A 12,729-nucleotide genomic window follows, 5' to 3' on the forward strand; every position below is an offset into this window, starting at 1 on the left:
GCCGCCCGCCGCGGCTCAGCCCAGGAACACGTTCCGGCGCTTCGCGAGGAGCCGGTACAGCGTCTGCTGGATGGTCTCCCGGACGTGGTCGGTGACCTCGAACAGTTCCATCGGGTCGTCGGCCGCCGACGCGTCGTACGTGTCGGTGACGATCGGCTTGCCGAACTCGATGTACCACTTCGACGGCAACGGCACGAGCCCGAGCGGCCCGAAGTGCGGGAAGAGCGGGGTCACCGGGAAGTACGGCATCCCCAGCAGTCGGGCGAGCGTCCCGAGTTCACCGATCTTCGGGTAGATCTCCTCGGACCCCACGATCGAGCACGGAATGATCGGCGCACCGGTCCGCATGGCGGCGGACACGAAGCCACCGCGGCCGAACCGCTGCAACTTGTACCGTTCGCTGAACGGTTTGCCGATGCCCTTGAAACCTTCGGGGAACACGGCCGCGACCTCCCCGTCCTGCAGCAGGCGCACGGCGTCCGGGTGGCACGCGAGCGTGTGCCCGGCCTTGCGTGCGACACCACCGACGAGCGGCATCTCGAACGCGAGATCGGCGGCCAGCATCCGCAGCGGGCGATGCGCAGGGTGATGGTCGTGAACGGCGACCGAGGTCATCAGGCCGTCGATGGGCAGCACACCGGCATGGTTGGCGACCACCAGCGCACCGCCGGTCGATGGAATGTTCTCCAGACCGCTGACCTCCACGCGGAACCACTTGTCGAACAGCGGACGCAGGATGGGGAGCCACACGTTCTCGGCGAAGTGGGGGTCGTAGCCGAAGTCGTCGACGTGATAGTCGCCCGAGAGCCGGCGGCGCACGAACTCGGCGGTGTTGACGATCTGCTCGGCCAGGGCGTGGCGGACGGCGTCGACCGCCGAGGACTCGGTGACGGGCTGGGGTGGGGTGATCACGGAGGGCGGCGGCATCGCGGACGGATGTCTGCTCTCGCTCTGCTCACGCCTCGAACGTCCGATAGCGGTCCCGCGCGCGGCTGTCGCACCGTGCAACGGAATGACCTTCGCCACTTCGTTCACCTCTCCCCTTTCGCCGTGCCGGTAAGAGCGAGTAGTGCGTTCTCTGCTGCGTCGACCCATTCGTTCTTGATGATCGCCTTGACGCCGGCAGCACGAGCGAAGTCGTCGAGCGCCTGCATCGAGGTCCACCGTGGCTCGAAGGATAGTTCGGTTCGCATGCGCGTGGTGTCCAGTCCGCAACCGAAATGGAAGTACTCGAGTTGCTCGGTGGTGTACGACCGCATCACCGGCCCCATCAGCGCACGTCCGAGGTTGCGGAACAACCCGAACGGCATCGGGACCTCGATCCGCCCGGCGCGGCGGATGGCCTGCGACATCATGACGACGCCGTCGCCCGCGACGTTGAACGTGCCCGCCGGACCCGACACCGTGGCCCGTTCCAGCGCGGCCAGCGCGTCCTCTTCGTGCAGGACCTGCAGGCGTGCGTCCCGCCCGAGAATGGTCGGCACGACCGGTGAGGTGAGGTACTGCGCGACCGTCGCGTTGAGTCGCGGCCCGACCAGCGGTGCGAGGCGGACGATCGACACGCCGATGTCGGGGCGCCTGCGCCCCATTCCGCGCAGATACCCCTCGATCTCGATGCAGTCCCGCGCGTACGCGCCCGCCGGGCGGCGCCGGGCGCTCATCTCCTCGGTGAACTTGGCCGGGTCCTTGGCGCTGCAGCCGTAGACCACGGAGGCCGAACGCAACACGACCTTACGGACGCTCGGAGCCTTCTGGCAGACGGCGAACAACTGCATCGCGCCGATGACGTTCATGTCCTTCATGGCCGCGCGACTACCCGACTTCGGCGGGCGCGCCAGCGTCGACGCGTGCACGACGGTGTCGACCTCGGCGTTACGAATAACCTTGCCGATCAAGGGATTCCGGATGTCGGCGCGCACGAACTCGGCGCGGCCCATGCGGCGCAACATGTCCTTGCTCGGCGACACCGCGTCCACCGCGATGACCCGCTCGATGGCCGGATTCTGAGCGAGCCGGGTGACCAGATATCCACCCAGAAACCTGCTGGCCCCAGTGACCAGCACGACGCGCGGCACCGCCGTCCGCGTAGTACTGTCTTCGTCACTCACAACCACTAAGACCCCCGATCACGTAGCGAGTGACGTCAACGATACGTGCAGGAAGGGGATGGCGCTCCGCACAACGGCAATTGGCCGGTCGCCCGATACGCGACAGGCCCGCCGTGAAACGACGGATGCCCGCCACCGGAGGTGACGGGCATCCAGACGCAACTCTTTACTTACCGAGTTTCCTGCGCTGCACTCGGGTGCGGCGAAGCAGCTTACGGTGCTTCTTCTTCGACATGCGCTTGCGTCGCTTCTTGATCACTGAACCCATAGCGGGTGTCCCTCACGTTCTTCTCTAGCGTTCCTGCGCACGCCGATCACGTACGCTCGCGCCACTCTGGCGCCTGGGCCTCGTTTTAACTAGCTCAGCGCCTTACGACACCAGCTGGCTGGTACGACAGTCGCTAATCGTACCGGTGCGGGTCCTCTCCCCGAAAACGAGGTCGAAGTGACCCTCTTCGTGCCGATCGGTCAACCGGCGTCGAAGTACGAGGTTTCGAGGTAGTCGTGCACTGCTTTCGCATGCACTCTGAACGAGCGGCCCACGCGGACGGCGGGCAGTTCGCCGCTGTGCACCAACCGATACACAGTCATCTTGGACACTCTCATCAGCGTCGCTACCTCGGCGACGGTGAGAAATTGCGTTCCGGCCAGTGCCGGTTGTCCGTCCGGGGCCGAGCCCTTGGACGGCTTTTTTGCAGACGTCATCAACCACTTACCTCCGGCACGTCTCGCGCCGCCGGCTTCCCCTCCGGCGGAACAGACACGCACGTGCTACTTCGAGCTTAGCGGGACGGATGGGGTTACTGCGACGGGTGTGGGCAATCGAATATTCATTCGGTCGTCGTGCCGAGTTCGGCAGAACGAATTTTCGCGGCTTCGAGGGCGTCGAAAAATGCTGTTCGGAGACCGTTTCCCTCCAGCCGGCGGATTGCCGCCGCGGTGGTTCCGCCGGGTGAAGTCACGGCGGCACGAAGTTCGGTCGCGCTCTCCCCCGACCTGTCGAGCATGGCCGCGGAGCCGACCATGGTCTGCACGACCAGTTCGGTCGCGGTCGCCCGGGTCAGTCCGAGCCCCACGCCCGCGTCGATCATGGCCTCGGCGACCAGGAAGAAATAGGCCGGACCGGAGCCGGAGACGGCGGTGACGGCGTCGATCTGCGATTCGGGGACGACGACGACCTTGCCGACCGACGACAGGACGCCGCGGACCAGTTCGAGGTGTTCCTTCTTCACGTGCCTGCCGGGCGCGAGCACGCTGACGCCCTCACCGACCAGCATGGGCGTGTTGGGCATGACCCGGACCACGGGGAACCCGGCGGGCAGTCTCGTCTCGTAGAAGGCGGTGGGGATACCGGCAGCGAGCGAGACGAGCAGCTGCTCGCGCTCGCCGTCGAGTTCCACCTTGGACACCTCGGTGAGCGCGGACTCGACGTCTCCCGGCTTGACGGCCATCACGATGACGTCGGCGCCTTCGGCGGCGTCGGACGGGGTGGTGACCCGCACCGAGTACGCCGCTGCCAGCTCGTCGGCGCGCGCCGGGTGCTGCTCGGCCACCACCAGATCCTTGACGGCGTGACCTGCCTGCAGAAGCCCCGAGATGAGGGCCTCGCCGATCTTGCCGCCTCCGATTACCGCGATTCTCGTCATGGCGAACAGCCTGCCACGACGCTCTGCGGCGCCTTCCTAGCGGGGGATCATCGCCAGTTGCCGGCTCTGCACGACGATCGCCCCGGTGGAGTCGAGGACGGTGTGGTCCTCCTCGAACCATGCGCCGCCGAGCACCGTGCTGCTGGCCATCACGCGCAGCCAGCCCGGCGCGGGCTGCCTGCGCAGGTAGGTGGTCAGCTGGACCGTCGGCGCCCAGCCGAACATGCCGCGGTTCATCGTCACGGGGGCGCTGATGTCGCCGGTCATGATCGCGAACAGCGCCGCCGTGTCCGGGTCGCTCTCGTCGCCCGCGCGCGGTCGCACCCACATGCGGACCTCGGGTTCGCCCTGGTTGCCGGTCAGGAAGTGCGCCGACGTCCCGTCCACCCGCATGTCGCAGCCCTGGGCCACGTGGACGATCTGCCCCATCGGGTGGTCGGCCGTGAGCACGACGGCGTCGGCGGGCGGTTCCACCGGGAGCTGCGCCAGGGCGTGGTCTCCGCTGTACTGCGGCTCCCCCACGTCGGGGACGCCGAGCGTGACCGACGCGTGGACGGCAACGCGGTCGCCCTGCGTCAGCTCCACGTCGACGAACGACACCTGCTTGCCCTGCTTGCGCACCGTCGTCGACAGAGTCACCTCGCCCGGGTCGGGGGCGGACAGGTAGTTGGCCCCGACTGCGAGGGGCTGCACCCGGGCCGGCCCGGCATCGCCGGTCTCGTCGAGCAGTCGCCTGCGGGCGGCGGCGGCGCAGAGCGACATCATCGAACCGCCGTGCACCTTGGGGCCGATGGTCCAGATCGGGTCGATCGACGCCCGGTACGTCCCGTCACCGGCAGCGGTGAGGACGTTGAGATCGTGGAAGGGAGTTGAGCTCACTGCTGGTCCTGTTCTTCGGGGTTCCGGAGACGCTTCTGTGCGACGTCCTGGTGTGCGAGCCGGCGCATCGCGGCGATCACCGGTTCGTAGACGGCCGTGCCCAGCACCGCGTACCGGATCGCATCCTCGGCCGATGCGGTGGGCATGAGCCCGATGTCGATCTCGGCGATCCCGCGCACGTGGCGCCCGTAGGCGTCGAGTCGCTCCTCGGTCATCGGGATGCCGGCTTCCTCGAGTGCCACGAGGGCACGTTCGAGCTGACCGACCGCGACGTACCGGGGGTCGTAGACCTGCCCGAGCCTGTCGAGGACGGCGCGGGCCCGGGGGAACTCGTCGGCGTCGTCGGCGGGGGTGTCGAGGTAGGGCGGGAGTTGCGCGATGGCCTGGCCGAGCACGTCGAACAGTGAGCCGTCGGGATGGTCGACGAGGCGGAGTATCTCCCGGATGCGGGGAATCGGCAGTCCGGCTCCGGCCAGCGCCTTGACGAGGCCGAGGCGCTGCACGTGCTCCTCGCCGTACCGGGCCTGGGTGGCGCTCGTCGCCTCGCCGGGCATCAGCAGACCTTCGCGCAGGTAGTACTTCACCGTCGCGAGCGGAACGCCGGTACGGGCGACCAACTCGGAAACGCGCACGGCCCCTCCTTCGACAACCAGACTGGATACTGAAACTATCCAATGTGGCCCCGAGCTTACCGCAGGAGAAACTCGGCAGACGCCTCAGGTGTCGTCGTGATCGCCACCGGAGTGGCTGCGTGGCGACCCCGACGCGGCGCGTCCCGGTTCGAGATGTTCACGGGCGAAGGCCAGCGCCTGCGCGAGCATCGACGACCGTTCCCGGCGGGTTCGGGCGTTCTGCGTGTTGATCTCGACCACGGCCTGCCCGTCGAACCCGGTGTCGACGAGGTGCCGGCACAGCTGCGCGCAGGGCTGGGCGCCGTGACCGGGAATGAGGTGCTCGTCCATCGACGCACCCCGGCCGTCGGCGAGGTGGAGATGCGCGAGGCCCTCCCCCATCCGCTCCGCCAGTTTCATCGCATCCATTCCGGCCGTGGCCGTGTGCGACAGGTCGAGCGTGTAGTGGGCGTGCCCCGAATCGGTGGGGTCGTAGGACGGGCTGAACGCCGACAGCGCGGCCCCGGGTCCGCCCCGCCGCCGCAACCGCTCGGCGGATCTCTCCTTGCTGCCGAAGAAGCCGTCCGCCCGCATCGGGAACATGTTCTCCACCGCGACGATCACGTCGCTGCGCCGTTCCAGGTCGGCCACCTGATCGGCGAAGCCGTCGGCGTACCGGCGCTGCCAGCGGAACGGGGGGTGCACCACAACGCTCGTCGCCCCGAGCGATTCGGCGGTGCGGACGGAACGCTCCAGCTTCGCGACGGGGTCGGCGCCCCACACCCGCTGCGAGATGAGCAGGCACGGCGCGTGGATCGCCTGAACCGGGATCGCGTACCTGCGCACCAGCCCGGCCACGGCGGCGGCGTCCTGGCTGACCGATTCGGCCCACACCATCAGTTCGACGCCGTCGTATCCCAGATCGGCCGCGTACCGGAAGGCCGCCTCGGTGTTCTCCGGGTACACCGAGGCCGTCGACAGGCCCACCAGTACCTTCCGCCCACGCGGTGACCGTCGAATCTGCTCGTGCCCACTGTCCCCGACCATGAGCAACTCAGCCCGACGCAAGCATGAAGGCTAACGGCCCCAGAGTGACGATCATCCCGACGACGACGGCGATCACGAAGCTGGTGATGTCGTCGGTGCGGCGCAGGATGCGGACCATGGCGACCAGGCCCACGATGACGAGCAGCGCCAGAATCAGCGCGACCCACGGGAAGACGTCCCACAGCTTCTCGAAACCCTTGAAGAGCAGGGCCCCGGCGATCACGGCCACCACACCCTGGCCGATGAGAACGGCCCACTCACGGGTGGAGTTCTCGCCGGCCTCGTCCTTGCCTGTCTTCTCCGCTTTCGCGGCCTTCTCCGCCTTCGCCTCCTTGCGGGAACGGCGCGGGGTGTCGGACTTCTGCGTGTCGTCGCGCTGGCCGGTGTCCGCCTCGTCGGTGGCGGCCTCGATGAGGTCCGTCTCCTCGGCCGCGTTCGCCGCATCCGAGTCCCGGGACTGACGCATCAGGTCGCCGGCCAGCGTCGATCCGGACAGCAGCGCGGGCTCCGGCTTCGCCTTGGCGGGAGCCTCCGGCTTCGGCGTCTTCACGAACTTCGACGCGCCGTTCGACGCCGCTGCCGTACCCGACTTCGCTGCCGTACCCGACTTCGCTGCGGCGCCCGCCTTCGCCGGGGTTCCGGGTTTCGCCGGGGCCTCGGGCTTCACGGGTGCGTCGGACTTCGCGGCCGGTTCGGCCTTGGCCGTTGTGTCGGGCTTGGCCGTTGTGCCGGACTTGGCCGTTGTGCCGGGCTTGGCCGGGGGTTCGGCCTTCGGCGCCGGTGTCACCCGCGGAGCGGCGACGGTCGGGGCCGGCTCCGGCTTCTTCACGACCGGGGCGGCCACCGTCGGAGCCGGCGTCGGGGCGGCGGCCTGCGGCGCCGGCGGTTCCTTCCGGACGGACCGGCTGACCCAGGTTCCCTGGTGATCGCGCGACGTCCCGCCCGGCACCACGGCGCGGCCACGGCCGGCGGGGCGACTGGCGATGGGTTCGTCGTCGTCATCGTCGCTGTCGTCGACTGGAGCCTTGAAAGCGGCCGTGCGCTCGTCGGCCCTCGCCGACGGTGCTGCCGGCGCCGACGGTGCAGTCGGCGTGGGCGTGCGCGACGGCTCGGGCGCGGCCGGTTCCGGTTCGGATTCGAGTGCCCGCGATTCGGACGGATCCCGGACCACCGGAATTTCACCGGTCAACTCGGCGACGGAGATTCCTCCCGCGACGCCGCGCCGACGCCGCCCGCCCCGGGACTCCACCTGCTGCCCGTTGCGTTTGAGCAGTTCTGACACAGAGATCTGCTGACTGTCCTCGGTCATCGAGCACCCACCATCAATTCACCGCCCATTTCCGTATCGAGCTTGCGGAGGATCAATCCCTCGCGCAGAGCCCAGGGGCAGATTTCGAGTTCCTCCACGCCCAGTGCTCTCATGCTGGCCTCCGCAACGAGCGCTCCGGCCACGATCTGCTGCGACCTGTCGGAGCTCACCCCTTCTAATTCTGCACGGTCCGAGGCCGTCATCCGCGAAATGAAAGCTATGAGTTGCCTGAGACCGCTGGCGGTGAGCGTGCGCTTGACCCGCGGGCCCGCGCCGGACGGTGCGGCGCCCGTCAGCCGGGCCAGCGAGCGGAACGTCTTCGACGTGCCGACGGCCCGGTCCCACTGCCCCGCCGTGCGCAGTTCCTTCGCCGGGACGGTCAGTTCGGCGTCCAGCCAGTCCCTCAGCACCGCCACGCGACGCTTGCCCGGCGGGTCGGCCTCGAGCCAGTCCCGGGTGAGCCGTCCCGCGCCGAGTTGCAGCGACAGCGCGACGTCCGGGTCCTCGTCGCCGCCCGTCGTCAGCTCGAGGGATCCGCCGCCGATGTCGAGGTTCAGGATGCGGCCGGCGCTCCACCCGAACCAGCGGCGCACGGCGAGGAACGTCAGCCGCGCCTCGTCGACACCCGACAGGACCTCCAGCGTCACGCCGGTCTCGTCGTGCACGCGCGCGAGCACGTCGTCCGAGTTGTTGGCGTCGCGGACGGCGGACGTCGCGAAGGCCATGAGTTCACCGCACCCGGATGTCCTCGCGATGCTGGAGAAGTCTGCCACCGTCGTGACCAGGCGATCTGCACCTTGAGTGGTGATGTCGCCCTTGTCGTCGGTGTTCTCCGCCAGCCTCAGAGTCGACTTGGTCGAACTCATCGGTGTGGGGTGGCCGCCCCTGTGGGCGTCCACTACGAGAAGATGGACGGTGTTGCTTCCGACGTCGAGTACCCCTAGTCGCACATTGACACGGTACTGGGTCTACCGTCGGGCTTTGTGACAGCACGTAAAGCAGGGCGTTCACACAAGATGACACCCAGCCCCGAAGTACCCCTCGACTTCGCTCGCGAATGGGTCGAATTTCCCGATCCCGACAACGCCGAGCACCTCATCGCCGCGGACATGACGTGGCTGCTATCCCACTGGACCTGCGTGTTCGGCACTCCGGCCTGCCAGGGCATCATCGGCGACCGGCCGGACGACGGCTGCTGTTCGCACGGCGCGTTCCTCTCCGACGAGGAGGATTTGGAGAAGCTGAACAAGTCAGTGAAGCTGCTCACACCCGAGAACTGGCAGTTCATGGAGAAGGGGCTCGGCAAGAAGGGGTACATCGAGGAGGACGACCTCGAGGACGAGCCCGCGCTGCGCACCCGCCGGTATCAGGGGGCCTGCATCTTCCTGAACCGCCCCGGCTTCGAGGGCGGCGTCGGTTGCGCGCTGCACTCGATGGCGCTCGAGCGCGGGATCGAGCCGCTCGAGGTCAAGCCCGACGTGTGCTGGCAGCTTCCGATCCGCCGCACCCAGGAGTGGGTGGAACGCCCCGACGGCGAGCAGATCCTCAAGACCACCATCACCGAGTACGACCGGCGTGGCTGGGGTGAGGGCGGCTCGGACCTGGACTGGTACTGCTCGGGCTCACCCGACGCCCACGTGGGCGCCAAGGCGGTCTGGCAGTCGTACGCGCCGGAGCTGACGGAGCTGCTCGGCAAGGCCGCGTACGCGGAATTGGCGACGCTGTGCAAGCGCAGGGCCGGCCTCGGACTCGTCGCCGTGCATCCCGCGACCGTGGCCGCACAGAAGAGGGCCGCCGGGTAACGGATCGGACCTGCCGGTCGATTTAGCCGTCACGGCCCCATTCCGGGCACAGCCACGACGGGAGAGATCATGTTCGCTCGCATTCTGACCGGTGCCCTGCTGACCGCCGCCGCAACGCTCGCTCTCGCGCCGACCGCGTCCGCCGACCCGACCCCGGACTGGAACACCTTCTACGACAAGACGGCGAACTTCGTCGCACCGTTCGATCCGGGCGCCTTCGGCGACAAGGCTGACCGGGCCCTCGTCCTGAGCCCGTACGGAACCGGCAGGGTCATCGAGTGCAAGGGCGACGGACACTACGTCGCGGTCTACTGCAGGCAGTTCGACGACCAGGGCCGCGAGCACGCGATCACGCAGATCATCTCGGCGCCGTTCCGCGGCGTCTGGGTGTACAACCCGTTCTGACAGTCGCCCGTTCCGGCAAACGCCCACGAATTCGTCAGCCGCACCGGCAATTGCCTGTGCGGCTGACGAATTCGTGCGCAACTGTGGCGGATCGGCGTCCGCTCACGCCTCCAGTTTGTAGCCCAGCCCGCGGACGGTGACGAGGTGTTCCGGCTTCGCCGGGTCGGTCTCGATCTTCGAGCGCAGACGCTTGACGTGCACGTCGAGGGTCTTGGTGTCGCCGACGTAGTCCGCGCCCCACACCCGGTCGATCAACTGTCCGCGGGTGAGTACCCGGCCCGAGTTCCGCAGCAGGTACTCGAGGAGGTCGAACTCCTTGAGCGGCAGCGTGACGGCGTCACCGTTCACCTGCACCACGTGCCGTTCGACGTCCATCCGGACCGGTCCGGCCTCGAGGACTGCCGAGTCCTGCGCGACGTCGAGTTCGCTGTCGACGCCGCGGCGCAGCACCGCGCGGATGCGGGCGATCAGTTCCCGCGCCGAATACGGCTTGGTCACGTAGTCGTCGGCGCCGAGTTCGAGACCCACCACCTTGTCGATCTCGCTGTCCCGTGCCGTCACCATGATGACGGGGACACCGGATCGGCTGCGGAGTTGCTTGCAGACGTCCGTGCCGCTCATGCCGGGCAGCATGAGGTCGAGGAGGACGATGTCGGCACCGGCCCGGTCGAACTCGGCGAGCGCGGACGGTCCGTCGCCGACGATCGTCGTCTCGAATCCTTCCTTGCGAAGCAGGAAGGCCAATGGGTCGGCCAGTGACTCCTCGTCTTCCACGATCAGCACACTTGTCATCGCTTGGCCTCCATACCGGTTTCTCTCCTCCCGACAGTTCCGCCGTCGGCGTCCCCGCCGTTCGTCTCTACTGTCTCGATGTGTGCAGGAATCTGCAGGGTAAACGTCGAACCCGTTCCTGGCTTGCTCCACAGGTCGATCGATCCGTTGTGGTTGGCGGCCACGTGCTTGACGATCGCGAGGCCGAGTCCCGTTCCGCCGGTCGCCCGGGCCCGCGCCTTGTCGACGCGGAAGAAACGTTCGAAGACGCGTTCCTGGTCGGCCTTGGCGATGCCTTCGCCGCGGTCGGTCACCGAGATCGCCACGTTGTCGCCGCGGATGGACCGGCTCACCGAGACCGGGGATCCCTTCGGCGAATAGGCGATGGCGTTCTGCACCAGGTTGGACAGCGCGGTGACGAGCAGCGCGCGGTCGCCGAGCACTTCGTAGCCGCTGTTGTGGTCCGTGGTGACGGCGATGCCTGCGGCTTCCGCGGAGATCTTGCAACGCTGCAGGGCCTCGTCCACCACCTCGTCGACGGCGACGGCCTCGAGGTCGGGCAGCTTCTCGGCGCCCTGCAGCCGGGACAGCGCGATCAGTTCGGTGACCATCTTGCCGAGCCTGACGGATTCACCGAGCACGCGTTCGCCGAAGTGCCGGACCGAATCGGGGTCGTCCGCCGATTCGAGAAGTGCCTCCGCGAGCAGTCCCATCGCGCCGACCGGGGTCTTGAGTTCGTGGCTGACGTTGGCGACGAAGTCGCGGCGGGTCGCTTCCATCCGCACCTGCTCGGAGTCGTCGTCGGCGAACAGGACCACGAAGTTGTGGTCTTCCTTGCTGAGCAGTCGTGCGGTGCCGCGCACCGCGATCCGGTCGCGCCCCCGCTGCGGGTTCTTGGTGCTGAGGTCGACCTCGACGGGTTCGCCGGTTTCGAGGACGCGGAGCGCCGCCACCCACGCACGGTCGTCGACGAGCCGGTTCCGCACCAGGCCCAGCTCTTCGGCGCGGGGGTTGAACAGGACGACGTCGTGGAACTGGTCGACCACGGCGATGCCGCTCTCGGATGCCAGCACGATCAGGTCGAGGACCTGCGACATCGTGAGCCCCGACGTTTCTTCCATTCGCTGCGCCTGCCGGGTAGACAGCATGGGGATCAGCACGCCACCGACGAGGTAACCGACGAAGCCGCCCACGATGGCAAGCAAGACGGCTTGAACAACACTCACGCCTGAATCGTACGTTCGCGCGGCGGGCCGGTTACGCAGGGTCCAGGCATTTCCGCGCACGTCACACGCGGCAACCGGAGTCTTCGTCCGCAGTTAACCTGCTGTTGGCCGGACGTCCCGCGAACGGGACGTCCGGCCGGTTGCACGGGTTACTTCCCGCCCTGGTTCGCGACCGCGGCGGCGCCTGCGGCGGCCGCCTCGGGGTCGAGGTAGGTGCCGCCGGGGTTGAGCGGCTTCAGGTTCTCGTCCAGGTCGTAGCGCAGCGGGATGCCCGTGGGGATGTTCAGCCCGGCGATGTCCTCGTCGGAGATTCCGTCGAGGTGCTTGACGAGGGCACGCAGCGAGTTGCCGTGCGCGGTGATCAGGACGGTCTTGCCGGCCTTCAGATCGGCCGAGATGGTGTCTTCCCAGTACGGGATCAGGCGGACGACGACGTCCTTCAGGCACTCCGTGAGCGGGACCTCGTCGAGGTTCGCGTAGCGGGGATCGGTGTCCTGGCTGTATTCGCTGCCGGCCTCGATCGTCGGCGGCGGGGTGTCGTAGCTGCGGCGCCACAGCATGAACTGCTCGTCGCCGTACTTGTCCTTGACCTGCGCCTTGTTGCGTCCCTGCAGGGCGCCGTAGTGGCGCTCGTTGAGACGCCAGTCGCGGATGACGGGAATCCAGTGCCGGTCTGCCGTGTCGAGCGCGATGTTGGCGGTGCTGATGGCGCGGCGCAGCAGCGACGTGTACAGCACGTCGGGGAGCAGGTTGTGCTCGAGCAGCAATTCGCCGGCGCGCTTGCCCTCGGCGATGCCCTTATCGGTCAGGTGGACGTCCACCCAGCCGGTGAACAAGTTGAGCGCATTCCATTCGCTCTCGCCGTGGCGGAGCAGCACAAGGGTTCCGGTACTCATGCCGTTCATCCTGGCATGCCTGCCGGAAC

The 12,729-nt window shown here is 68.0% G+C and carries 15 protein-coding genes; 2 read left to right on the forward strand and 13 right to left on the reverse strand.

Annotation, left to right across the window (positions count from 1 at the left end; genetic code table 11):
- Positions 1-15: 15 nt before the first annotated feature.
- The 10 genes from JWS14_RS10505 to JWS14_RS10550 all read right to left on the reverse strand — a co-directional run bounded on the left by JWS14_RS10505 (position 16) and on the right by JWS14_RS10550 (position 8,550).
- Entirely contained in the window at positions 16-1,035 is a 1,020-nt protein-coding gene (locus JWS14_RS10505; protein WP_072939868.1) for a lysophospholipid acyltransferase family protein, read from the reverse strand.
- Positions 1,032-2,075 (reverse strand): NAD-dependent epimerase/dehydratase family protein, encoded by a 1,044-nt coding sequence (locus JWS14_RS10510; protein WP_083395791.1) that lies wholly within the window; start codon positions 2,073-2,075, stop codon positions 1,032-1,034. The genes JWS14_RS10505 and JWS14_RS10510 overlap by 4 nt, the downstream gene beginning before the upstream one ends.
- 199 nt (positions 2,076-2,274) lie before the next feature.
- Positions 2,275-2,376 carry a 30S ribosomal protein bS22 gene (locus JWS14_RS10515; RefSeq protein WP_003402602.1) on the reverse strand — a complete coding sequence of 34 codons (102 nt, stop codon included), beginning with the start codon at positions 2,374-2,376 and terminating at the stop codon, positions 2,275-2,277.
- Between the two features lie 200 nt (positions 2,377-2,576).
- The gene (locus JWS14_RS10520) at positions 2,577-2,813 is read right to left on the reverse strand and encodes a helix-turn-helix domain-containing protein (RefSeq protein ID WP_005258384.1); all 237 of its coding nucleotides are present in this window, start codon (positions 2,811-2,813) and stop codon (positions 2,577-2,579) included.
- Between the two features lie 125 nt (positions 2,814-2,938).
- Positions 2,939-3,754 (reverse strand): pyrroline-5-carboxylate reductase, encoded by an 816-nt coding sequence (gene proC, locus JWS14_RS10525; protein ID WP_072939866.1) that lies wholly within the window; start codon positions 3,752-3,754, stop codon positions 2,939-2,941.
- Positions 3,755-3,790: 36 nt separating this feature from the next.
- On the reverse strand, positions 3,791-4,633 hold the full coding sequence (locus JWS14_RS10530) for a thioesterase family protein (RefSeq protein WP_095862551.1): 843 nt from the start codon (positions 4,631-4,633) through the stop codon (positions 3,791-3,793).
- On the reverse strand, positions 4,630-5,265 hold the full coding sequence (locus JWS14_RS10535; protein WP_072939861.1) for a MerR family transcriptional regulator: 636 nt from the start codon (positions 5,263-5,265) through the stop codon (positions 4,630-4,632). Before JWS14_RS10535 ends, JWS14_RS10530 begins: the two co-directional genes overlap by 4 nt.
- An 84-nt stretch (positions 5,266-5,349) precedes the next feature.
- On the reverse strand, positions 5,350-6,291 hold the full coding sequence (locus JWS14_RS10540; RefSeq protein ID WP_095862550.1) for a sugar phosphate isomerase/epimerase family protein: 942 nt from the start codon (positions 6,289-6,291) through the stop codon (positions 5,350-5,352).
- A 7-nt stretch (positions 6,292-6,298) separates the two neighbouring features.
- Entirely contained in the window at positions 6,299-7,600 is a 1,302-nt protein-coding gene (locus JWS14_RS10545; RefSeq protein ID WP_206013064.1) for a hypothetical protein, read from the reverse strand.
- A complete protein-coding gene (locus JWS14_RS10550) occupies positions 7,597-8,550 on the reverse strand; it encodes a Ppx/GppA family phosphatase (protein ID WP_206013066.1) in 954 nt (317 codons plus the stop codon). The genes JWS14_RS10545 and JWS14_RS10550 overlap by 4 nt, the downstream gene beginning before the upstream one ends.
- Positions 8,551-8,616: 66 nt before the next feature.
- On the opposite strand from JWS14_RS10550, the gene JWS14_RS10555 reads away from it, so the two are divergent.
- The gene (locus JWS14_RS10555) at positions 8,617-9,402 is read left to right on the forward strand and encodes a DUF3109 family protein (protein WP_095862547.1); all 786 of its coding nucleotides are present in this window, start codon (positions 8,617-8,619) and stop codon (positions 9,400-9,402) included.
- Positions 9,403-9,471: 69 nt separating this feature from the next.
- Positions 9,472-9,807 carry a hypothetical protein gene (locus tag JWS14_RS10560; RefSeq protein ID WP_072939847.1) on the forward strand — a complete coding sequence of 112 codons (336 nt, stop codon included), beginning with the start codon at positions 9,472-9,474 and terminating at the stop codon, positions 9,805-9,807.
- Between the two features lie 102 nt (positions 9,808-9,909).
- On the opposite strand, the gene JWS14_RS10565 is transcribed toward JWS14_RS10560, so the two are convergent.
- The 3 genes from JWS14_RS10565 to JWS14_RS10575 form a co-directional block, all read right to left on the reverse strand.
- Positions 9,910-10,599 (reverse strand): response regulator transcription factor, encoded by a 690-nt coding sequence (locus JWS14_RS10565; RefSeq protein WP_072939844.1) that lies wholly within the window; start codon positions 10,597-10,599, stop codon positions 9,910-9,912.
- Positions 10,596-11,804, reverse strand: coding sequence for a sensor histidine kinase (locus JWS14_RS10570; RefSeq protein WP_095862546.1), 1,209 nt, complete (start codon positions 11,802-11,804; stop codon positions 10,596-10,598). The genes JWS14_RS10565 and JWS14_RS10570 overlap by 4 nt, the downstream gene beginning before the upstream one ends.
- A gap of 149 nt (positions 11,805-11,953) precedes the next feature.
- Positions 11,954-12,709 (reverse strand): phosphoglyceromutase, encoded by a 756-nt coding sequence (locus JWS14_RS10575; protein WP_174705472.1) that lies wholly within the window; start codon positions 12,707-12,709, stop codon positions 11,954-11,956.
- Positions 12,710-12,729 lie beyond the last annotated feature (20 nt).

The organism is Rhodococcus koreensis, from assembly GCF_017068375.1.
Taxonomy (GTDB): Bacteria; Actinomycetota; Actinomycetes; order Mycobacteriales; family Mycobacteriaceae; genus Rhodococcus_F; species Rhodococcus_F koreensis.